This window comes from Microbacterium sp. NPDC087868, from assembly GCF_044900755.1.
Taxonomy (GTDB): Bacteria; Actinomycetota; Actinomycetes; order Actinomycetales; family Microbacteriaceae; genus Microbacterium; species Microbacterium galbinum.
Map to the genome: position 1 here is coordinate 363,520 of NZ_JBJDNO010000001.1, position 22,105 is coordinate 385,624.

Sequence of the window (22,105 nt, forward strand, 5' to 3'; positions counted from 1 at the left end):
ATGCCCCTCTGATGGGTGTGCATTCATGGTGTCACGCGTGGCCCGGTCCGGGCGGGAATACCGTGGGCGCGCCGCGAGTTTGCTCTGTCGATCGCACCGGCATTTGCGAAATGCCTCTCGGTCATGCAAACTATGGCCGCCGAATACCCGACGGCGCACCACCACTCGCACCATGAATGTGGAGATCTAACCGCATGGCAACCGACTACGACGCCCCCCGTAAGAGCGAAGACGACTCCGAGTCGATCGAAGCCCTGAAGGAGCGCGTTCCCGACAAGCTCTCCGGATCGACCGGAGACGAGGACGCCGACAACCCGTCCAGCTTCGACCTCCCCGGAGCCGACCTCTCCGACCTCGAGCTGGACGTCGTCGTGCTGCCCGCGCAGCAGGACGAGTTCACGTGCATGAGCTGTTTCCTCGTGAAGCACCGCTCGCAGCTCGACCACGAAGAGGCCGCAGGCCCGATCTGCAAGGAATGCGCGGCCTGACGGCTCAGCGCGACGAATCACGCGCCCCGACCCTCGCGGTCAGGGGCGCGTTGTCGTTTGTGCCTGGTACTCGATCGCGGGCGGCGCGCTCAGCGCTGCGCGGTGCGGATGGCCGCGGCGAGGCGGTCGGGAGTGCGGGTAGAGACCGTCCAGGCGGTCACCGGGTCGGCGGGATCGTCGTTCGGGACGACCACGATGCCGTCGATGCCGCCGCGGATCAGGTGCCATCCGCGAGCGGGCAGTCCCGTTCCTCGGGCGTCCTTCGCATCGTTGCCCGTGAGCGCGAGCGGAGCACCCAGATGGGCGACGTCGATGTGTGCACGGCCGGCGCGGAGCACCCCGTCCTCGACCGAGACGACCGGGGTGATGAGGATGAAGAGCGCCACGAGGAGCGCCGAGACGACTGCTCCGGCGACGAGCGCGATCGTCGCGCCGACCGGGACGAAGATGAGCGCCACCATGGGGCCGGCGAGCGCGACCGTGACCAGGAGCCACAGGCTCGGCGAGAGCCGCTCGCGGTAGCGCGATCGTGCGTCGGTGGTGGGGTTCTGCATTAGCCTCATGGGGTGACCGATTCCGTTGATGTCCCCATTATCGCCGCTCAGCCGCCGGTCTATGCGCATCCCGGCGATGCCGGCGCGGACCTGACGGCCGCGGAGGCCGTGCACCTCGAGCCGGGCGAGCGCGCGCTGGTGGCCACGGGTGTGCGCATCGCGCTGCCGGACGGCTACGCCGCCTTCGTCGTGCCGCGCAGCGGACTCGCGGCGAAGCACGGCATCTCGATCGTGAACTCGCCGGGAACCGTCGACGCCGGCTACCGGGGTGAGATCAAGGTGAGTCTGATCAACACCGACACCCGGAGCGCGTACGATGTGGCGGTCGGCGATCGTATCGCGCAGCTGATCATCATGCCGGTGACGCGTGCCGTGTTCCACCCGGTTGACGAACTGCCCGAGAGCGTTCGCGGCGAGGGCGGATTCGGATCCACCGGATATCAGGCAGGGAAGAGCAATGACTGACAACACCCCCACTCCCCAGGAGTCCGCACCGCTGAACCGTGCCGTCGACGGCCCCTTCGACGACTCCGAGGCGAATCCGGTCCGGCCCTACATCGACCTCGGCGGCATCAAGATCCTGCCGCGCGAGGGCCTCAACCTCCGCCTCGAGGTCGAGGAGCAGTCCAAGCGCATCGTCGCCGTCGGTCTCGACTACGCGGATTCCTCGCTGCAGGTGCAGCCCTTCGCAGCGCCTCGCTCCGGCGGACTCTGGGACGAGACCCGGGTCCAGCTCCGCGACCAGGTCAAGGCCCAGGGCGGCCGCGTTGAAGAGCGCGAAGGCTCTCTCGGCAAGGAGCTGCTGGCGGAGGTGCCCGCCGCCGCGAACGAGGGCAGTGGGCTCCGCCTCGCGCGCTTCATCGGAATCGACGGTCCGCGGTGGTTCCTGCGCGGCGTGATCGGCGGTGCCGCGGCATCCGACCCCGACGCCGCCGCGAAGGTCGAGGATCTCTTCCGTTCGATCGTCGTCGTGCGCGGCGGCTCGCCCATGCCGCCTCGCGACCTCATTCCGCTGAAGATGCCGGCCACGCCGGGATCGGCGTGAGCGGGGCGGCCCCGCAGGGCGACCGCGAGCAGTCGGCCTCGGAGATCCTCGGCGCGGCGCTCAGCGGAGCGGCGCGCCGCGCCGGTGTCGACCCCGCCGAGGGTGCGAACACGCACACGGTCGTCTGGTCGGCGATCGGCGGATGGCGCGGGATCCTCGAGTCCGTCCTGCCCAGTCTGGCGTTCGTCGTTCTGTTCACGATCCGCCCCGAGCCGCTCATCCTCGCCCTCGGGGTGTCGGTGGGGCTCGCCGCCGTGTTCACGATCGTCCGTCTCGTGCAGAAGTCGCCGCCGTCCGCGGCGATCGGCGGGCTGGTGGCCGCGGGTGCGGCCGCCGCGCTGGCGCTGATCACCGGGCGCGGGCAGGACAACTTCGTGCCCGGGCTGATCACGAACGCCGCGTACGGCACGGTCCTGCTCGTCACCGCACTCATCGGCTGGTCGCTCATCGGCATCGCCGCGGGCTTCCTCATGGGGGAGGGGATGGCGTGGCGTCAGGATCGTCGCAAGCGTCGCGCGTTCCTCTGGCTCGGCGTGGCCTGGTCGGCCCTCTTCTTCGCGCGCCTCGCCGTGCAGCTCCCGCTGTACCTCGCGGGCGAGGTGACGGCGCTGGGCACGCTCAAGCTGATCATGGGGCTGCCGCTGTTCGCCCCGATGGTCGCCGTGACGTGGCTCGTCGTGCGCGCGCTGTACCCGCCGGAGAAGCGCGAGGCGCAGGCGGCGGAGACGACGTCCGAGGCGTGATAGATTTATCTTGACATCAAGATAAATTGCAGGGCTTCTGCCTGGAGGGTCGAAGGCGCAGACTGGTTAGGTCCGCCTTGCTAGCCCCGGCCCCTCCCAGGCGAGCAAGATGGAATCGCCTGTCGCTTCCATCAGATCAGAAGGAGACGGAATCGTGTCCACGGTGAACAGCTTCGGTGCCCAGAGCACCCTGACGGTCGGCAGCACCGACTACGAGATCTTCCGCATCGACACGGTGCCCGGTTTCGACAAGCTCCCCTTCAGCCTCAAGGTGCTGCTGGAGAACCTCCTTCGAACCGAGGACGGCGCGAACGTCACGAAGGCGCAGATCGAGGCGCTCGGATCGTGGGATGCCGCGGCCGAGCCGAACACCGAGATCCAGTTCACGCCGGCGCGCGTCGTGATGCAGGACTTCACCGGTGTGCCCTGCATCGTCGACCTCGCCACGATGCGCGAGGCCGTCACGGCCCTGGGCGGCGACGCGAACAAGATCAACCCGCTCTCGCCGGCCGAGATGGTCATCGACCACTCGGTGATCGCCGACCTGTTCGGCTCCGAGAACGCCCTCGAGCGCAACGTCGAGATCGAGTACGAGCGCAACGGCGAGCGCTACCAGTTCCTCCGCTGGGGTCAGACGGCCTTCAGCGATTTCAAGGTCGTGCCGCCCGGAACGGGCATCGTGCACCAGGTGAACATCGAGCACCTGGCGAAGGTCATCTACGACCGCGAGGTGGGCGGCGTGCTGCGCGCGTACCCCGACACGTGCGTCGGCACCGACTCGCACACCACGATGGTCAACGGTCTCGGCGTGCTCGGCTGGGGCGTCGGCGGTATCGAGGCCGAGGCCGCGATGCTCGGTCAGCCCGTGTCGATGCTCATCCCGCGCGTCGTCGGCTTCAAGCTCAGCGGTGAGATCCCCGCCGGCGTCACGGCGACCGACGTCGTCCTCACGATCACCGACCAGCTGCGCAAGCACGGCGTCGTCGGCAAGTTCGTCGAGTTCTACGGCGAGGGAGTGGCCTCCGTGCCGCTCGCCAACCGTGCCACGATCGGCAACATGAGCCCCGAGTTCGGGTCGACCGCCGCGATCTTCCCGATCGACGACGTCACGCTCGACTACCTGCGCCTCACGGGCCGCAGCGAAGAGGCCGTCGCGCTCGTCGAGGCGTACGCCAAGACGCAGAAGCTGTGGCACGACCCCTCGCAGGAGCCCGTGTTCAGCGAGTACCTCGAGCTCGACCTCGCGACCGTGGTCCCGTCGATCGCCGGCCCGAAGCGCCCGCAGGACCGCATCCTCCTGTCGGAGGCCAAGTCGCAGTTCGAGCAGGACATCCTCGGATACGCGACCCCGTCGACCTCCGACTCGATCGTCGACCTCGAGTCCAAGCACTCGTTCCCGGCGTCCGACCCCGGTCAGGCCCCCGGCGACGAGGAGCCGACCACGCGTCCGGTCCACATCAACAGCGGAGCACCGGCGAACGCCTCCAAGCCGGTTCCGGTGACGACCCCCGACGGCGAGAAGTACATCCTCGACAACGGCGCCGTCACGCTCGCGGCCATCACCTCGTGCACCAACACGTCGAACCCGTCGGTCATGATCGCCGCCGGTCTCGTCGCTCGCAAGGCGCTCGAGAAGGGTCTCAAGCAGAAGCCGTGGGTCAAGACCACGCTCGGCCCCGGTTCGAAGGTCGTCACCGACTACTACGAGAAGTCCGGTCTCGACAAGGACCTCGAGGGTCTCGGCTTCTACACCGTCGGCTACGGCTGCACGATCTGCATCGGAAACTCCGGTCCGCTGATCGAGGAGGTCTCCGAGGCCATCAACTCGCACGACCTGGCCGTCACCGCGGTGCTCTCGGGCAACCGCAACTTCGAAGGTCGCATCAGCCCCGACGTGAAGATGAACTACCTCGCGAGCCCGCCGCTCGTGATCGCCTACGCGCTGGCCGGCTCGATGCACTTCGACTTCGAGAACGACTCCCTGGGCAAGGGCAGTGACGGCAACGACGTCTTCCTCAAGGACATCTGGCCGTCGCCCGACGAGGTGCAGGAGATCGTCGACTCGTCGATCTCGCGCGAGCAGTTCATCAAGCAGTACGCGACCGTGTTCGACGGTGACGAGCGCTGGCGCAGCCTGCCCACTCCCGAAGACGCGATCTTCCAGTGGGACGAGGACTCGACCTACGTGCGCAAGGCGCCGTACTTCGAGGGCATGACGATGGAGCTCACCCCGGTGAAGGACATCCAGGGTGCTCGTGTCATGGCGACCCTCGGCGACTCGGTCACCACCGACCACATCTCGCCCGCCGGAAACATCAAGCCGGGCACGCCGGCCGCGCAGTACCTGACCGAGCACGGCGTCGACCGCAAGGACTTCAACTCCTTCGGCTCGCGCCGCGGAAACCACGAGGTGATGATCCGCGGTACGTTCGCGAACATCCGCCTGAAGAACCTCATGGTGTCGGCGGTCAACGACGGTGCCGTGGTCGAGGGTGGCTTCACCCGCGACTTCACGCAGCCGGGCGGCCCGCAGTCGTACATCTACGACGCGAGCATGAACTACCAGGAGCAGGGCACCCCGCTCGTCATCTTCGGTGGCAAGGAGTACGGTTCCGGCTCGTCGCGCGACTGGGCGGCGAAGGGCACCAGCCTGCTGGGCGTCAAGGCGGTCATCACCGAGAGCTTCGAGCGCATCCACCGCTCGAACCTGATCGGCATGGGCGTCGTCCCGCTGCAGTTCCCCGCCGGTGAGAGCTGGGAGTCGCTGGGCCTCGACGGTACCGAGATCGTCTCGATCGAGGGCCTGGAAGAGCTCAACAACGGCGTGACCCCCAAGACGGTGCGCGTCACGGCCACGCCGAGCGAGCACTCGCCCGAGGGCAAGCAGGCCGTCGAGTTCGACGCGGTCGTGCGCATCGACACCCCCGGTGAGGCGGACTACTACCGCAACGGAGGCATCCTGCAGTACGTTCTGCGTTCGCTCGTCTGAGCACTCCGACAGGGGACCCGGCGCATCGTAGCCGGGTCCCCTTCGTCATGCCAGGGGGTGCGCCTCCCGGGGGATTCTCCGGGGTTGGCGGTACCATCGATGAGGCCCCGGATACCGAGTCCGCGACCGATGACACAGCAGGTGAGGAGGTGCCGATGCCCATTCTTCCGAGCATCTCAGGACCCAGGGACCTCGACGGTCTGAGCGCCGAGCAGTTGGCCGATCTGGCGCAGGAGATCCGCGATTTCCTCGTCGAGAACGTCTCCCGCACGGGCGGGCATCTCGGTCCGAACCTCGGCGTCGTCGAGCTGACGATCGCGCTGCATCGCACGTTCTCCTCGCCGGACGATCCGTTCATCTTCGACACCGGACACCAATCGTACGTGCACAAGCTGCTCACCGGGCGCCAGGACTTCTCGGGTCTCCGCGTGCGCGGCGGTCTCGCCGGCTATCCGCAACGCGGAGAGAGCCCGCACGACGTCGTGGAGTCCTCGCACGCGTCCAGTTCGCTGAGCTGGGCAGACGGCGTCTCCCGCGCCCTCACGGCCACCGGACGCGCCGACCGCCATGTGGTGGCGGTCGTCGGCGACGGGTCGCTCACGGGGGGCATGACCTGGGAAGCGCTCAACAACATCTCCGACGACAACGACCGCAACCTCGTGATCGTCGTCAACGACAACGGGCGCTCCTACGCCCCGACCATCGGCGGCATGTCGCGCTTCCTCAACCGCGTGCGCACCGCCGCCGCGTACAAGGACCTGCACCACAAGTCCGATCGGCTCTTCCGCGCCTTCGGTCCCGTGGGGCGCGCCGTGTTCCGCGGCGTCCGCGGCGGAACGCACGGCTTCCTCTCGCGCTTCACGAACAACGAGGCCCTGTACTCGAACCTCGACATCAAGTACCTCGGGCCCGTCGATGGGCACGACCTCCCCGCCCTCCTCGAGACTCTCGAGCTCGCAAAGTCCTACGGCGCTCCGGTGATCGTTCATGCGATCACCGAGAAGGGGCGCGGCTATCAGCCGGCGCGCGACGACGACGCCGACCAGTTCCACGCCGTCGGCAAGATCGACCCCGCGACCGGCGAGACACTCTCGTCGGGCGGTCGCGGATGGACAGATGTCTTCTCCGATGCGCTCGTCGACATCGGCTCGCGCCGCGAAGACGTCATCGGGATCACGGCCGCGATGCTCCGCCCCACCGGTCTGGCGCCGTTCGCCGAGCGATTCCCCGAGCGCGTGTACGACGTCGGTATCGCCGAGCAGCACGCCGTCGCGTCAGCGGCGGGTCTCGCATACGGGGGACTGCACCCCGTGGTCGCGGTGTACGCGACCTTCATGGGGCGTGCGTTCGACCAGGTGCTCATGGATGTCGCGCTGCACCGCGCAGGCGTGACGTTCGTGCTCGACCGTGCCGGGGTGACCGGTCCCGACGGACCCAGCCATCACGGCATGTGGGATCTGGCGATGCTGCAGATCGTGCCCCACATCCGTATCGCGGCTCCGCGCGACGGCGTCCGGCTCACGGAGGCGTTGGAAGAGGCCGTCCTGGTCGACGACGCGCCCACGGTCATCCGCTTCCCGAAGGGCGAGGTCGCCGCCGAACTGCCCGCGCTCGACCGCCTCCACGACGGCGTGGATGTGCTCGCGCGAGGCGAGAGCGAAGACGTGCTGATCGTGGCGATCGGCCCGTTCGCGGCGATGGCCATGGACGTGGCGGAGCGGTTGCGCGCCCAGGGGATCGGAGCCACGGTGATCGATCCGCGCTGGGCGATCCCGGTGCAGCCGTCGATCGTCGCTCTGGCGGCACGTCATCGTCTCGTCATCACGATGGAGGACGGCATCCGCGTCGGCGGGATCGGCACGCGCGTGCGTCAGGTGCTGCGCGAGGCAGGAACCGATACGGCGGTCGACGAGCTCGGTCTGCCCGACGAGTTCCTCGACCACGCGTCACGGGAGCAGATCCTGGCGGACGCCGGTCTCACCGCGTCGAAGATCGCGCAGGACGTCGTCGCGCAGGTGCTGGGAACACGTATCCCCGTCGCACGGAGCGCCGGGGAGACCGGCACGATCGATCTCCCGCTGCACGAGAAGCGCTGACACCCGCGCTGATCAGTTGAGCGCGTGGAGCGCGGCGACCGCCTGCGCGTCGCGATCGGTGTCGCGGAGCGCCGTCGACAGCAGGTAGCCGTCGGTGAGCGCATCGCCGGTGACCATGACGCGCACGAGCTCGACGCCGCAGGCTCGCCGTACCTCGTCGGCACTCGCGGCGATGACTCGGGTGTTGATCTCGTCGTTGTGCGGGAGTTCCGCACCGTCGAAGCCGCGGATCACGTCACGCAAGGCTGCGCCGACGATGTTCGACGCGCGCTCCTTCACGTTCACGACGTCGAGCTCGAACACCCGGAGATCGCGGCCGGTGGGGATCGGTCTCCACTCGAACGACGCGTGGACGCGATGTTGGTGCCCCTTCGCTCCCGTCATCTCGCGGGCGGGCAGGTCGGTCGCGCGGCAACGCACGTCGACGAGCCTGTACCAGTAGAACAGCGGGAACGCGCCGTGCGATCCGGGATGGAGCACGACCACTTCGCCGACAGCACCGCCGCGACTGTTCGGACGCCGCTGTGGGCGGTTCCGGATGATCGGCTTGCCGTTGCGGGTGCGGATCGCTGCCCAGCCCTCGTCCACCGTCACGATGAAGATCTTCAGGAGCGCCGGAACGACCAGCAGAATCGTGAGGATCGCGGTCCCGGTCTTGAGCAGACCCGAGAGTCCCTTGCCACCCAGCATCGAGAGGAGCATGTCCATGCACACCACTGTGCCCCCTCGTCCGCGATCGGAGTGCTGTGAACGGGCGTGAAGGCGCGCTGTTCATGCGCTGTTCGGTGCGTGTTCGCCCGACCGCCGCCGGACGGATACGGGGCGGGGTCGGAACGACCGACCGTCAGCCGAGCGCGTGGAGAACGACGGAGGGGGCCGTGCGCGCTGCACGACCCCCTCCGCTGCGCGTGATCAGCGGTTCTCGACGCCCCGGATCTGCGGGGTGTGGAACGATCCTCCGAAGGCACGATCCGACGCGCCCTCCCGATCGAGGTACGGCGACGCGCCGCCGTCGATGAACGGCCAGCCCGCGCCGAGGATCAGGCAGAGATCGATGTCCTCCACCTCCGGGACGACGCCCTCGTCGAGCATCCGCTTGATCTCGTCGGCCAGGCCGTCCTGCACGCGCTGCAGGATCGTCGCGGCCGATGCCGGCGTGGAACCGACGGCGGGCTTCAGCAGCTTCTCGGCTTGCTTCGTCCAGCCGGTGACCCGGCCGCCCTTGTCCTTCTCGACGATCGCGTCCAGCTCTGCGAGGGCGTGGAAGTTCTCGTTCGCGTAGAAACGCTCGGGGAATGCCGTCGCCATCGTGTCCTGGACGTGCGCGGCTACCTTCCAGCCGACGAGGTCGATCAACTGGAACGGACCCATCGGCAGGCCGAGCGGACCGAACGCCTTCTCGACGTCGACGATCGGGGTGCCCTCGTACACGGCGCGGGCCGCTTCCCCCATGACCTTCGCCAGCAGGCGGTTCACGACGAATCCGGGAGCGTCGGCGGTGAGCACCGCGTTCTTGCCGAGATTGCGAGCGACCACGAAGGCCGTCGACAGCGCGGCATCCGACGTGCTCGGCGTCTTCACGATCTCGATCAGCGGCATGACCGCGACCGGGTTGAAGAAGTGGAAGCCGACGAGACGCTCCGGGTGCTCCAGCTTCGCGCCGATCTCCGCGACCGACAGCGACGAGGTGTTCGTCGCCAGGATCGCATCCTCGGCGATGATCTTCTCGATCTCGCCGAACACCTGCTGCTTGACGCCGACCTCTTCGAACACGGCCTCGATCACGAAATCGCAGTCCGCGTAGAGGCTCTTGTCGGTGGTGCCGGTGACCAGCGCGCGCAGCTTGTTCGCGGAGTCCGCGTCGAGGCGGCCCTTGGCCTCGAGCTTGCCGATCTCCTCGTGGATGTACGCCACGCCCTTGTCGACGCGCGCCTGGTCCAGGTCGGTGATGAGCACCGGCACCTGCAGTTTGCGCACGAACAGCAGGGCGAACTGGCTGGCCATGAGGCCGGCCCCGATGATGCCGACCTTGGTGACCTTCTTGGCGAGGGCCTTGTCCGGCGCGCCGACGGGGCGCTTCGCACGCTTCTGAACGAGGTCGAACGCGTACATGGATGCCGCGAACTGGTCACCCGTGACGAGTTCGGCGAGGGCCTCGTCCTCACGGGCGAACCCCTCGGCCTTGGTGCCGCTCTTGGCCTTGTCGAGCAGGTCGAGCGCCGCATAGGGCGACTTCGGCACGGTGCCGATCTTGGACTCGAGCATGCCGCGCGCCATCTTGATCGCGATCGGCCACTTGGTGAGCCGCTCGAGCTTGCCGGGCTCGTTCTTCCGCTCGACCTTCTTGCCGCCGAGGACCGCGTCGGCCCAGGCCAGTGAATTCTCGAGGTAGTTCGCCGCGGGGAAGATCGCGTCGAAGATGCCGAGATCGAACGCCTGCTGCGGCTTGAGCATCCGATTCTGCTTGAGCGGGTTCGAGATGACGACCTCGAGCGCGTTCTCGATGCCAATCAGGTTCGGCAGCAGGTAGGCGCCACCCCAGCCGGGGATGATGCCGAGGAAGACCTCGGGCAGCGCGACCGCCGCGGCAGAGGAGTCGACCGTGCGGTAGGTCGAGTTCAACGCGATCTCGAGTCCGCCTCCCAGTGCGAGACCGTTCACGAAGGCGAACGAGGGCACGCCGAGCTCGCCGAACTTGCCCAGCACCTTGTGGCCGAGCTGCGCGATGAGGCGGGCGTTGTCGCGCGATCCGACCTTGCCGATGTCGGAGAGATCCGCGCCCGCGGCGAGGATGTACTGCTTGCCCGTGATACCGACCGCCTGGATCTCTCCGGCAGCCGCTCGCGCGGTGAGAGCGTCGAGCGTCTCGCCGAGCTGCGTGAGCGTCGCGGGCCCGAGGGTGTTCGGGCGGGTGTGGTCGCGACCGTTGTCGAGCGTGATGAGCGCGAGCACCTTTCCCGACGCCAGGCGGATGTCGCGGACGGGCGACTGCGTGATCACCTCGCCGTCGGTGAGCGCCCGGATCGGTGCGAAGTCGACGTTCGCGTACTGTTCGGAAACCGTGTTCGCCATGCCTGCCATCACTTCCGCTTCTTGCCGTCGTAGTGCGGGTTCTCCCAGATGACCGAACCGCCCTGTCCGAGGCCGACGCACATCGCGGTCAGGCCGTAGCGGACGTCGGGGCGCTCGGCGAACTGGGCCGCGAGCTGGATCATCAGGCGCACACCGGAGGCTGCGAGCGGGTGGCCGAGCGCGATGGCCCCGCCCCACTGGTTGACGCGGGGGTCGTCGTCTGCGATGCCGAAGTGATCGAGCAACGAGATGACCTGGATGGCGAACGCCTCGTTGAGCTCGAAGAGCCCGATGTCGGAGATCGACAGGCCGGCCTTCTTCAGCGCCTTCTCGGTCGACGGGATCGGACCGATACCCATGATCTCGGGCTGGACGCCCGCGAACGCGAACGAGACCATGCGCATCTTCGGGGCGAGACCCAGTTCCTTGACCGCGCCGCCACCGGCGAGCAGCGACATCGTCGCGCCGTCGGTGAGGGGCGAGGAGGTGCCGGCGGTGACGCGACCGTGCGGGCGGAACGGCGTCTTCAGGGCGGCCAGATCCTCCATCGTGGTCTGGGGGCGGCGCCCCTCGTCCTCGGTCGCGAGTCCCCAGGCGCCCTCGGCATCCTTGATCGCCACCGAGACGAGGTCGGGCTGGATCTTGCCCGCGTCGTAGGCGGCCTGCACCTTGTGCTGGCTGAGCATGCCGAACCGGTCGGAGCGCTCCTTGGTGAGGTGCGGGAAGCGATCGAAGATGCGCTCGGCGGTGACGCCCATGTTGAGAGCTCCGGGGTCGACCATCTTCTCGGCGACGAATCGCGGGTTCGGGTCGGCGTTGCCGCCGATCGGGTGATGACCCATGTGCTCCACGCCACCGGCGAGGGCCAGGTCGTACATGCCCACCCCGATCGAGGCGCCCATGGTCGTCACGCTCGTCATCGCTCCCGCGCACATCCGCTCGACCGCGAGGCCGGGAACGGTCTGGGGGAGTCCGGCGAGGATCGCCACGGATCGACCGAGCGTGAGTCCCTGATCCCCGGTCTGCGAGGTCGCGGCGATCGCGACGTCGTCGATGCGGTCGGCCGGGACGGCCTGATTCCGCTCCATGAGACCGATGGTCGCCTTCACGGCGAGGTCGTCTGCGCGGGTGTTCCAGTACATGCCCTTTTCGCCGGCGCGCCCGAAGGGGGTGCGCACTCCATCGACGAAGAAGACGTCCGAGATCTCGGCCACTTTGCCTCCAAGTTTGTGCGGTGGCCTCAGTCTAGGGAGGCCCCGAAACGGGGAGGAATCGGTTGGATCGAACCTACGAAGCCGTGGCGGGAGCCTCGTCGGGCTGTTGCGCTGCTTCTACAAAAGCGGCGGCGATCTTCTGTGCGGTTTGTTCAACCTGCCAGGTGCGCGCGCCCAGCGCCGTCAGTGCGCCGCCGATGGCTTCCGGGGTGTCTCCCGCGGGCGCCCACGCGACGCGTCGGAGGTACTCGGGCGTCAACAGGTTCTCCGTCGGCATGTGCAGTTCCTCGGCGATCGCCTCGACCACGGGGCGCGCGGCTTTCAGGCGTGCATCAGCCTCGGGGTTGCGATCCGCCCAGGCGCGCGGGGGCGGCAGAGCGTCGCTCGGAACCCGTTCGCGCGGCAGCTCCTCGGTCGCCCGTCCGTCGACGATGGCCTGCCACCAGCGGTCGAGCTGCGTGCGGCTCGCACGCCCCTGGAACTCCTTGATACCGGCGAGCGCCTGCTTGCTCTGCGGATTCGCCATGACCGCCGCCACCAGCGAACGGTCGGGGATGAGGCGTCCGGGGGAGACGTCCTGGGCCTGCGCATATGCTTCGCGTGCCTGCCAGAGGGAGCGCGCCACGGCGAGATTGCGGGCACCGCGCACCTGGTGCAGTCCGCTCAGACGGCGCCAGGGGTCTTCGCGGGGCGGCTTGGGTGCGCGACTCAGGGTCGCCGCGAACTCCTCGGCGGCGAATGCCGTCTTCTCCTGCTCCTCGAGTTCGAGGGCGAGCGCATCGCGCACGTCGATCAGGTGCAGCACGTCGAGGGCCGCGTATTCGAGCCAGGCATCCGGCAGCGGGCGCGTCGACCAGTCCGCGGCCGAGTGCTCCTTCTTCAGCGTGATGCCGAGCGTGTGCTCGACGACGGCGGCGAGACCCACGCGCTCGTGCCCGAGCAGGCGCGAGGCGAGCTCGGTGTCGAAGATCGTGTGCGGGTCGAGATCGAGTTCGCGCAGCGAGGGGAGATCCTGACTCGCGGCGTGGAAGACCCATTCGACGTCGCCGATCGCCGCGTTCAGCGGCGTGAGGTCGCCGATGGCGGGCGGGTCGAAGAGGAACACGCCGGCGTCCCGGCGGAAGACCTGCACGAGGTAGGCGCGCTGGGAGTAGCGGAAGCCGGAGGCGCGCTCGACATCGACGGCGACCGGTCCGGTGCCGTTCGCGAGCACGGCGCAGGCGGCGCGGAACTCCTCGGCATCCGAGATCACGGAGTATTCAGTCACGTACAGCCTTTCGCGCGCCGAGAACGGCGATGCCCTCGGAACCGGGCGGAAGACCCGCCAGCATTCCGACCAGTTCGGCCCATGCCTCGACGTGCGGACGGAACGGGCCCTGCGGAGTCCAGGACGCCCGCAATTCTATCTGTGCGCCGTCGCCTTCGAGGGCGAGGCCCCCGAATCCCTTCGACAGCGTCTTGGTGGAGGTGCCCGACGCTGCGCCGTACCGGGCCTCCCGGGAGTCGAGGGCATCGACGAGCCACGACCAGGTGACGTCGGCGAGCAGCGGATCCGTGCCGATCTCCGTCTCGAGGGGTGCCTGCGCGAAGATGACGATCCGCCACGATCCTCCCCAGCCCGCCGGTTCGTCCGGATCGTGCAGCAGCACGAAACGACCCGTTCCGTACACGGAGTCGCCGTCGTCGTCGGGGCGGACATCGGCGGCGAGCGCCAGAGCGAAGGGCGCGAGGCCGGTCGGGGTCGGAATCTCGCGCACGGTGATGTCGTCACGGAACGCCGTCTCGCGCAGTTCTGCGGCGGCGTTCTCGAAGAGGGTCCCGGCATCGGGGGGTGCGGTCACGGCAACAGGCTAGAGTCAGGAAGCGATGAAGAGTCTCAGGCACGCCGTTGCACTCCTTCTCCCTGTCCTGCTCGCACTCGGAGCGGCGTCCGCGCTGCTCGTGCTGAGCATCGCCCGCCGGGTCGTGATGCCGACCCGGAGCGGACCCAACACGAAGATCCTCGCGGTCGACACGGGAGCGCAGACCATCGAGCTCGCTCGCACGCTCGACACCGAGCTTCCCGGGCGTTACGGGCTCTACACGACGGGAACGTACGGATACGTCAAGCTGGGTGCGGTGCTCAGCGCCGACAGCACGACCGTGCGGCGCAAGCTCCTCACCCAGATCGAGCCGGGTGCGCGCGTCGATCGCGACGCCGGTTTCAGCGGCTGGTACTACTCCGCCCCGTCGGAGCTGCATCTGCCCTGGAGCAACGTCCTCATCGGTTCGCCCGCCGGACCCTGCCCCGCGTGGTTCTTCCCCGCGGAGTCGAGCACCTGGGTCATTCAGGTGCACGGGCGTGGAACGACCAGGGCCGAGTGCCTGCGTGCGGTGCCCGTCCTCCACGCCGCAGGGCTGCCGAACCTCATGGTCTCGTACCGCAACGACGGCGAGGCCCCGCGAAGCCGCGGCGGAGCGTATGCACTCGGAGCCGCGGAATGGCGTGACGTGGATGCCGCGATCGCCTATGCCCTCCGGCACGGAGCCGAGCGGGTGATCCTGATGGGCTGGTCGATGGGCGGTGCCGTCTCGCTGCAGACGGCCGTGAACTCCGGCAACCGCGACCGCATCGCCGGGCTCATCCTCGAGTCGCCGGTGGTCGACTGGCGCACCGTACTGCGTTATCAGGCACGAGAGGCGGGGCTCCGCGCACCGCTTCCGGCACTGGCGATGGGGGCGCTGTCCCTTCCGGTGACCGCGCGACTGAGCGGGGCGGAGGACGCGATAGCGTTCGACCGCCTCGACATGGTCGCGCGCGCCGAGGAGCTCGCCGCCCCCACGCTCATCCTGCACAGCGACGACGACGGCTTCGTGCCGGCGGACGCCTCGCATGCCCTGCGGGACGCGCGCCCGGACCTCGTCACGATGCCGGTCTTCTCGGGGGCGCGCCACACCAAGATCTGGAACTACGACGAGACCGGGTGGACCGCAGCGATCCGCGACTGGCTCGCCGCGCAGGGATTCAGCGCTTCTGCCTGACCTGCTTCTTCGCTCGCATGAGCATGCCCGTCATACCGCCGATGCGCAGGGGTGAGACGGCCTTGGTCAGACCGATCGCCTGCGGGTAGTCCTCGGGGATCGCCAGCACCTCGTCGGGCGTGAGTCCCGTGATGCCCTGCACAAGGATGCTCGCGAACCCCCGAGTCGTCGGTGCCTCCGGCGGTGCGGTGGCGTGCATGACGACGCGGCCATCGACGATCTCGACGTAGATGTACACGGGGGACTGGCACTCGGCGACACGTTCGCACATCTCCGGATGGTTCGCGACCTCCTCGGACACCGCGGGGAGCTCGTCCGCGAACTCCAGAAGGAGCAGCAGCCGATCGCTCTCGGGCGTGTCGAGGAAGGCGTCTCGGATCTCGGCGAGGGTCTCAGGAACGTGCGTTTCGCTCATCCCTGTCATTGTCACACGCTCAGAGCGCTCCGGGCTCCGAGCCGGTCACGATCGGAACGCGCACCGCGCTGCCCCACTCGGTCCACGAGCCGTCGTAGTTGCGCACGTTCTCGAAGCCGAGGAGGTGCTTGAGCACGAACCACGTGTGGCTGGACCGCTCACCGATGCGGCAGTACGCGACGACCTCGTCGCCATCGGCGAGACCGGCGCCGTCGCGGTAGATGGCGTCGAGTTCGGCGCGGGACTTGAACCCGCCGTCCTCCGCGACCGCCTTCGCCCACGGCACGCTCTGCGCGGTGGGGATGTGGCCGGCGCGCAGAGTGCCCTCCTCGGGGTAGGCGGGGGCGGTCGTGCGCTCTCCGCTGTACTCCTCGGGCGAGCGCACGTCGATGAGCGGCTTGCCGATGTGGGCGAGCACGTCCTCCTTGTAGGCGCGAAGGAGCGTGTCGTCGCGCTCGACGATCGGGTACTCGACCGCGGGGCGGTTCGTCGCCTCGCGCGTGATCTCGCGGCCCTCGGAGATCCAGCGGTCGCGGCCGCCGTCGAGCAGACGGACGTCCTCGTGACCGAACAGCGAGAACACCCACAGTGCGTACGCCGCCCACCAGTTGTTCTTGTCGCCGTAGATGACCACCGTGTCGTCACGGGCGATGCCCTTGCGGCTCAGCAGCTCGGCGAAGCCTTCGCCGTCGACGTAGTCGCGCACGACCGGGTCGTTGAGTTCGGTGTGCCAATCGACCTTCACCGCGCCCGGGATGTGTCCGGTCTCGTACAGGAGCACGTCCTCGTCGGACTCCACCACGACCAGCCCCGGCTCTCCCAGGTGAGCGGCGAGCCACTCCGTGGTGACGAGCCGGCCGGGCTCGGAGTACTCGGCGAACTTTGCGGACGACGTGTCGAACTCGATGGTCACGGGATGCTCCTCGGGGGTGTGCGAGTGAAGGGGGCGGGCGGCGACGGCGTAGTGTTGTTCCGTCGCTTCGACGATAGTTCCCCGCGGTGCCGCAGGCGCCGGATTCGTAAGACTTCGACACAGGAAACGAATGACCGACACGCAGAGCACCACGGGCGTCGTGCGCCTCAGCGACCGCCAGCCGACCGTCACCGGTCCCGAGATGCTCGCGAGCCTCGTCCCGCCGCCGCAGTTCGACGGTGCGACGTTCGACAGCTACCGCGCGGATGAGGCGTACCCCTCCCAGGAGGAGGCGAAGGAGACGCTCCTGCGTTTCGCCGGGCGCGGTGCGCCGGTCAAGAAGGCGTCGTTCTTCAGCCGACCGAAGAAGGAGCCGGCGGTCAAGCCCGGCGTCTACCTCGACGGCGGTTTCGGCGTCGGGAAGACGCACCTCCTCGCGTCGATCTATCACGCCATGCCTGCCCGACGGAAGTACTTCGGATCCTTCATCGAGTACACCGCCCTGGTCGGGGCCCTCGGATACAAGAACACGGTGGATCTGCTGCGCGGAGCCGACCTCCTCTGCATCGACGAGTTCGAGCTCGACGACCCGGGCGACACGATGGTCATGACGCGTCTGCTGGGCGAGCTCGTCACCTCGGGCACGAAGCTCGCGGCCACATCGAACACCCCTCCGAATGCTCTGGGCGAGGGCCGCTTCGCCGCGCAGGATTTCCTCCGCGAGATCCATCAGATGTCTGACAGCTTCCAGACGATGCGGATCGACGGAGTCGACTTCCGTCAGCGGGCGATCGACGGGCACTCGATCGTGCTCTCCGATGAGGACTACGCCTCGGCGATCGCCTCGGCATCCGAGTCCGGGATGGTCTCCGACGACGCGTTCGACGAGGTCGTCGCGCACCTGGCGCGCGTGCACCCCTCTCGGTACATCCGCCTGATCGACGGCCTCCGACTCGTCGGGCTGCGCGATGTGCGCGTGCTCACCGATCAGTCCGAGGCGCTGCGGTTCGTCGCCTTCGTCGATCGCGTCTACGACGCGCAGATCCCGATCGCCGCGACCGGAGTATCGCTGGACCAGGTCTTCGCCGAGGAGATGCTCGGCGGCGGGTACCGCAAGAAGTACCTGCGCGCCATCTCGCGGCTGAATGCACTGACGCATTCCAGCCGCGCGTAACGCGATGGTTACACACCGACGCCGGGTGTAACCGGAGCGAAACACTCCTCGCGCCTTCCCGAAACCGGGCATCGCCACACTGGTGCTCTCAGTTACTCGGATGTGAGGTATTCCATGGATGCTCCCGGCAACATCTCCTGGGCGATCACCGCGACCGCCCTCGTTCTTCTCATGACCCCCGGTGTCGCCTTCTTCTACGGCGGCCTGGTCAAGGCGAAGAGCGTGGTCAGCATGATGATGATGAGCTTCGGCTCCATCGGACTGGTGGCCGTGCTCTGGATCCTGTTCGGCTACTCGATGAGCGCGGTCGACAGCCCCACGCAGTTCGCGGGCAACCCGTTCGCCGACTTCGGTCTCTCGGCGCTGTCCGAGGGCCCCGACGCGAACGTCGCCCTTCTCGGTGTCGCGTACGGCGCGACCTTCGCGATCATCACGGTCGCCCTGATCTCCGGCGCCATCGCCGACCGCGCCAAGTTCGGCTCCTGGCTGATCTTCGCCGGCATCTTCGCCACGGTCGGGTACTTCCCGATCGCCGCGTGGGTCTGGGGCGGCGGCTGGATCATGAACCTCGGCACCACGCTCTTCGGCGAGGACAGCGGCATCGCCGTCATCGACTACGCCGGTGGTACCGCGGTGCACATCAACGCGGGTGCCGCGGCCCTCGCCCTCGCTCTCGTCCTCGGCAAGCGCATCGGCTTCCAGAAGGGCATCCTCAAGCCGCACAACGTGCCGCTGACGCTGCTCGGTGCGGCTCTGCTGTGGTTCGGTTGGTTCGGTTTCAACGCCGGTGCGGAGTGGCTGTCGGAGGACATGGGCGGTGTCGGACTCATCGGCATCAACACCCTCGGCGCCACGGCTGCGGCCATCCTCGGTTGGATCGTCATCGAGAAGATCAAGGACGGCAAGCCCACCTCGGTCGGCGCCGCCTCGGGTGCCGTCGCCGGTCTCGTCGCCATCACCCCCGCCTGCGCCAACCTGACGCCCGGCTGGGCACTGGTCCTCGGCCTCGTCGCCGGTGTCGTCTGCGCCCTGGCGGTCGAGCTGAAGTTCCGTCTCGGCTTCGACGACTCGCTCGACGTCGTCGGCATCCACCTCGTCGGTGGCCTCATCGGTACCCTCTACCTCGGCTTCTTCGCCACCGGACAGGGCATGTTCACCGGTGGTGACTGGCGCCTGCTGGCCGTCCAGGCCATCGCTGCAGGTGGCGTGCTGATCTACTCCTTCGTCGTCGCCTTCATCATCGGCTTCGCGATCGAGAAGACGATCGGCTTCCGCATCACCAGCGAAGACGAGATCGCCGGTGTCGACTCCGTCGTCCACGGCGAGGAGGGCTACGCGCTCACCAACGCCTGATCGCCCGAGCGCGAGCGACGTAGTGTGAACGTGTGAGTTCATCCAGGAGCATCCTCGTCACGATCGCGCAAGCGCTGCTCGACGCACTGACACCCCGAACGTCCCGGCCCCGCAAGGAGCCGGGACGTTCGGCCGTGCTGAAGGCGTCGAGAACGGATGCCGGGCGCACCCGCGGCGTCGAGACCGTGCGGCTCGATCCCGCGCACCTCGACGACGTCGTCATCAGCTACGCGCCCGATCGCGACGGCGCTCCCGATGCCGGGGAGATCATCTGGACCTGGGTGCCCTACGAGGAGGGCGACGGGCGGGGCAAGGACCGCCCGGTGCTCGTGATCGGCCGGGAATCGTCGGATCGGGTGTTCGCCGTGCGGATGACCAGCCGCTCCCACGACGGCGATCGCGACTACCTGTCGATCGGGTCGGGGGAGTGGGACTCCCAGGGGCGGGAGTCCTGGGTCGACGTCGAGCAGCTCTACAGCGTCCACGAGGCGGGCATGCGCCGCGAGGCCGCCGTGCTCGCGCGTGCGCGCTTCGACCGGGTCGCCGCCGCCCTCCAGCGGCGCTACGGCTGGCGCACCGACCGGTAGGAGATTCCTCCAATCCGTTTGCGCCGGGGTGTCGAACTCCTTGCATGAGCCGCTCCCGCGGTTCCCGCACAAGGAGGCATCATGCGTTTCATCCCCACGAAGGTCCACGGAGTCCTCGACTACGTCGTCGGCATCGCACTCATCGCGGCACCGTGGCTGTTCGGATTCGCCGCCGTCGGTGGCGCAGCGGTCATCATCCCGATCGTGCTCGGTGTCGGCCTCATCGTCTACAGCCTGTTCACGAAGTACGAATGGGGACCCTTCGGGTTCATCCCCATGCCCGTGCACCTCGTCTTCGACATCGTCGCGAGCCTGTTCCTCGCCCTCTCGCCGTGGATCTTCGGCTTCTCCGGAGAAGCGCTCAACGTCTGGCTGCCGCACGTCGTCGTGGGCGTGACGGTCATCATCGTCGTGCTGTTCTCGCAGCCGCAGCCCCAGACCACGCCGCGGGCCGCCCGAGCCTGACGCGCGGACGACGGCGCCCCTCCTGTTCTGAGCGGGAGGGGCGCTCTCGTGCGCGGCGGAGGAACGGCCCTCAGCCGCCGTGAACGAGCAGACCGCTCTCGTAGGCGAGGATCACGAGTTGGGCACGGTCGTGCGCTCCGACCTTGGTCATGATGCGGTTCACGTGGGTCTTGGCGGTGTGCGGCGAGATGAACAGCTCTTCCGCGATCTCCTGGTTGGAGCGACCCCGAGCGACCATCAGCAGCACTTCCCGCTCGCGTTCGGTGAGCGAATCGAGCTCGGCGACTCCCGGTGCCGGCGCTCCTCGGACCGGCATCGCGACGAAGCGGTCGATGAGTGCGCGGGTCGCCAACGGGGAGAGCAGGGCGTCGCCGGCGTGCACGGAGCGCACGGCGCGCGGGATGTCGTCGGGCTCGGCGCCCTTGCCGATGAAGCCGCTGGCGCCCGCACGAAGCGCCTGGACGAGGTACTCGTCCTCCTCGAAGGTGGTCAGGATGAGCACGCGGACGCCCTCGAGACCCGGCGCCCGGCAGATCTGCGCGGTCGCCTCGATGCCGTCGAGCACGGGCATCCGGATGTCCATGATCACGATGTCCGGCCGATGCGCCGACACGAAGTCGATCGCCTCCCGCCCGTTCGCGGCAAGCCCGATGACGTCGATGTCGTCCTGCGCGCCGAGGATGTCGGCGACCGCCTGTCGGATCAGTGCCTGGTCGTCGACGATGAGAACGCGGATCACGACTGCTCCTTCGACCGCGGCATCCAGGCGCGGATCTTCCAGCTGCCGCCGTCGGGTCCTGCGTCGACCGTGCCTCGCACGGAGGTCACGCGCTCGCGAAGGCCGAGGAGACCGAGACCGGGGGACTCGCTGCCGCCGGGTGAGGGCGACGCGGTCGTCGGATTGGTGACCGTGATCGCGAGGCCGTCGTCGTCGGCGCGGAGCAGGAGGTGGGCGCGATGCTCGGTGCCGTGCTTGTGCGCGTTCGTGAGTGCCTCCTGGACGACGCGGTAGGCGACGAGCCCGGTCGCACCGGTGACGCGGTCGAGGTCGCCCTCGGTGCGCACCGTCACCTCCAATCCGGACGACGCGAACTGGGCGACGAGCTCGTCGATGCGGTCGGTGCCGGCCTGGGGGCCGGTGCTCCCGTCGCCGACGTCGGCCGTGCGCAGCATCGACATGAGGTCTCCGATCTCGCCGAGCACGCTGCGCGCGGCGCCGCGGATCGTCGCCAATGCCTGCTTGGCCTTCTCCGGGCGATCGTCGATCACCGAGGTCGCGACTCCCGCCTGCAGACTGATGACCGCGATCTGGTGCGCGACCGCGTCGTGCAGATCCCGGGCGATCCGCAGCCGTTCCTCGCTCACGCGCCGCTGGGCTTCGGATTCTCGGCTGCGCACCGCGCGTTCCGCCCGCTCGGTGATGGCGGAGATGTAGTCGCGCCGCGAGCGCGCCGCGTCGCCGAGGGCGGTCGAGAGCGCCACGATCAGCCCGAACTGGAACGCCCGCGGGTCGTATACGGAGCCGATCGCCGAGAGCAGGGACAACAGCATCACGGCGACGACGGCGCACGCCGCGATCAGCAGCGCGCGTCGACGGATGGTGCGCAGGGTGACCTGGTACATCGCGAGGCCGATCGCGATGCCGATACCGGGCGACAGGATGCCGGTGGCGGCTGCGGCGCCGAAGTTGACCAGGAGCGCGGCGAGCGTCAGGAGCGGCCAGCGCCGTCGCCAGGGGACGATCGCGAGGGGGAGGAGCACGAGGACGAGGGAGAGCACGCTCGTCGGTCGGAAGTCGGGGATCGGAGTCGGTGCCAGGGCGAAGACGAGCACGACGACAGCGACGAGCACGTCGGGGAGCCATACCGGCATCCGGGGGCGCGGATCCGCGGGCGCCTCGGGAACGTCGGTGTGCTCTGCCATCCCCTCAGTCTGCCGTGGAACGGCCGCCGTCGCGTCGGTCGCCCGGGTCATCG

The 22,105-nt window shown here is 68.5% G+C and carries 21 protein-coding genes; 11 read left to right on the top strand and 10 right to left on the bottom strand.

From position 1 onward, the window contains the following. Positions 1-194 precede the first annotated feature (194 nt). Positions 195-488, top strand: a complete 294-nt coding sequence (locus ACI2JZ_RS01835; RefSeq protein ID WP_247622371.1) for a DUF4193 domain-containing protein — start codon at positions 195-197, stop codon at positions 486-488. Between the two features lie 89 nt (positions 489-577). Here ACI2JZ_RS01835 and ACI2JZ_RS01840 read toward each other — a convergent pair whose 3' ends face one another. Then, positions 578-1,042: a DUF3093 domain-containing protein gene (locus ACI2JZ_RS01840; RefSeq protein ID WP_336640301.1), complete on the bottom strand. Its 465-nt coding sequence runs from the start codon at positions 1,040-1,042 to the stop codon at positions 578-580. 12 nt (positions 1,043-1,054) lie between these two features. On the opposite strand from ACI2JZ_RS01840, the gene dut reads away from it, so the two are divergent. The 5 genes from dut (at position 1,055) to dxs (ending at position 7,915) form a co-directional block, all read left to right on the top strand. Further along, positions 1,055-1,507 (top strand): dUTP diphosphatase, encoded by a 453-nt coding sequence (gene dut / locus ACI2JZ_RS01845; RefSeq protein ID WP_247956242.1) that lies wholly within the window; start codon positions 1,055-1,057, stop codon positions 1,505-1,507. After that, positions 1,500-2,087, top strand: coding sequence for a DUF3710 domain-containing protein (locus tag ACI2JZ_RS01850; protein ID WP_247622374.1), 588 nt, complete (start codon positions 1,500-1,502; stop codon positions 2,085-2,087). Before dut ends, ACI2JZ_RS01850 begins: the two co-directional genes overlap by 8 nt. Continuing rightward, positions 2,084-2,830 (top strand): DUF3159 domain-containing protein, encoded by a 747-nt coding sequence (locus ACI2JZ_RS01855; protein WP_247622375.1) that lies wholly within the window; start codon positions 2,084-2,086, stop codon positions 2,828-2,830. Before ACI2JZ_RS01850 ends, ACI2JZ_RS01855 begins: the two co-directional genes overlap by 4 nt. Before the next feature lie 154 nt (positions 2,831-2,984). After that, positions 2,985-5,819 carry an aconitate hydratase gene (locus ACI2JZ_RS01860; protein ID WP_282185355.1) on the top strand — a complete coding sequence of 945 codons (2,835 nt, stop codon included), beginning with the start codon at positions 2,985-2,987 and terminating at the stop codon, positions 5,817-5,819. Between the two features lie 155 nt (positions 5,820-5,974). Further along, positions 5,975-7,915, top strand: coding sequence for a 1-deoxy-D-xylulose-5-phosphate synthase (gene dxs / locus ACI2JZ_RS01865; RefSeq protein WP_404596339.1), 1,941 nt, complete (start codon positions 5,975-5,977; stop codon positions 7,913-7,915). 12 nt (positions 7,916-7,927) lie between these two features. On the opposite strand, the gene ACI2JZ_RS01870 is transcribed toward dxs, so the two are convergent. The 5 genes from ACI2JZ_RS01870 to ACI2JZ_RS01890 form a co-directional block, all read right to left on the bottom strand. After that, positions 7,928-8,623: an SPFH domain-containing protein gene (locus ACI2JZ_RS01870; protein ID WP_404596340.1), complete on the bottom strand. Its 696-nt coding sequence runs from the start codon at positions 8,621-8,623 to the stop codon at positions 7,928-7,930. Between the two features lie 204 nt (positions 8,624-8,827). Next, entirely contained in the window at positions 8,828-10,996 is a 2,169-nt protein-coding gene (locus ACI2JZ_RS01875) for a 3-hydroxyacyl-CoA dehydrogenase NAD-binding domain-containing protein (RefSeq protein WP_404596341.1), read from the bottom strand. Then, positions 10,996-12,201, bottom strand: coding sequence for a thiolase family protein (locus ACI2JZ_RS01880; RefSeq protein WP_247622379.1), 1,206 nt, complete (start codon positions 12,199-12,201; stop codon positions 10,996-10,998). Before ACI2JZ_RS01880 ends, ACI2JZ_RS01875 begins: the two co-directional genes overlap by 1 nt. Before the next feature lie 73 nt (positions 12,202-12,274). After that, positions 12,275-13,468, bottom strand: a complete 1,194-nt coding sequence (locus ACI2JZ_RS01885) for an HRDC domain-containing protein (RefSeq protein ID WP_336640305.1) — start codon at positions 13,466-13,468, stop codon at positions 12,275-12,277. Continuing rightward, a complete protein-coding gene (locus ACI2JZ_RS01890; RefSeq protein WP_247622381.1) occupies positions 13,461-14,042 on the bottom strand; it encodes a DUF3000 family protein in 582 nt (193 codons plus the stop codon). The genes ACI2JZ_RS01885 and ACI2JZ_RS01890 overlap by 8 nt, the downstream gene beginning before the upstream one ends. 25 nt (positions 14,043-14,067) lie before the next feature. On the opposite strand from ACI2JZ_RS01890, the gene ACI2JZ_RS01895 reads away from it, so the two are divergent. Next, positions 14,068-15,222: an alpha/beta hydrolase family protein gene (locus ACI2JZ_RS01895; protein ID WP_404596342.1), complete on the top strand. Its 1,155-nt coding sequence runs from the start codon at positions 14,068-14,070 to the stop codon at positions 15,220-15,222. On the opposite strand, the gene ACI2JZ_RS01900 is transcribed toward ACI2JZ_RS01895, so the two are convergent. Continuing rightward, positions 15,206-15,637 (bottom strand): SufE family protein, encoded by a 432-nt coding sequence (locus ACI2JZ_RS01900; RefSeq protein WP_247622383.1) that lies wholly within the window; start codon positions 15,635-15,637, stop codon positions 15,206-15,208. The two genes, ACI2JZ_RS01895 and ACI2JZ_RS01900, sit on opposite strands and share 17 nt — an antisense overlap. 19 nt (positions 15,638-15,656) lie before the next feature. Further along, entirely contained in the window at positions 15,657-16,550 is an 894-nt protein-coding gene (locus ACI2JZ_RS01905; RefSeq protein WP_247622384.1) for a sulfurtransferase, read from the bottom strand. A 130-nt stretch (positions 16,551-16,680) separates the two neighbouring features. On the opposite strand from ACI2JZ_RS01905, the gene zapE reads away from it, so the two are divergent. The 4 genes from zapE (at position 16,681) to ACI2JZ_RS01925 (ending at position 20,129) form a co-directional block, all read left to right on the top strand. Next, positions 16,681-17,724, top strand: a complete 1,044-nt coding sequence (gene zapE / locus ACI2JZ_RS01910; protein WP_404596343.1) for a cell division protein ZapE — start codon at positions 16,681-16,683, stop codon at positions 17,722-17,724. Between the two features lie 114 nt (positions 17,725-17,838). After that, positions 17,839-19,077 (top strand): ammonium transporter, encoded by a 1,239-nt coding sequence (locus tag ACI2JZ_RS01915; RefSeq protein ID WP_336640308.1) that lies wholly within the window; start codon positions 17,839-17,841, stop codon positions 19,075-19,077. A 32-nt stretch (positions 19,078-19,109) separates the two neighbouring features. Then, positions 19,110-19,664: a type II toxin-antitoxin system PemK/MazF family toxin gene (locus ACI2JZ_RS01920; RefSeq protein WP_336640309.1), complete on the top strand. Its 555-nt coding sequence runs from the start codon at positions 19,110-19,112 to the stop codon at positions 19,662-19,664. 81 nt (positions 19,665-19,745) lie between these two features. After that, the gene (locus ACI2JZ_RS01925; protein WP_247622388.1) at positions 19,746-20,129 is read left to right on the top strand and encodes an SPW repeat protein; all 384 of its coding nucleotides are present in this window, start codon (positions 19,746-19,748) and stop codon (positions 20,127-20,129) included. Between the two features lie 70 nt (positions 20,130-20,199). On the opposite strand, the gene ACI2JZ_RS01930 is transcribed toward ACI2JZ_RS01925, so the two are convergent. Further along, positions 20,200-20,868: a response regulator gene (locus ACI2JZ_RS01930; protein ID WP_404596344.1), complete on the bottom strand. Its 669-nt coding sequence runs from the start codon at positions 20,866-20,868 to the stop codon at positions 20,200-20,202. Continuing rightward, positions 20,865-22,052 (bottom strand): histidine kinase, encoded by a 1,188-nt coding sequence (locus ACI2JZ_RS01935; protein ID WP_404596345.1) that lies wholly within the window; start codon positions 22,050-22,052, stop codon positions 20,865-20,867. The genes ACI2JZ_RS01930 and ACI2JZ_RS01935 overlap by 4 nt, the downstream gene beginning before the upstream one ends. Between the last annotated feature and the right edge of the window lie 53 nt (positions 22,053-22,105).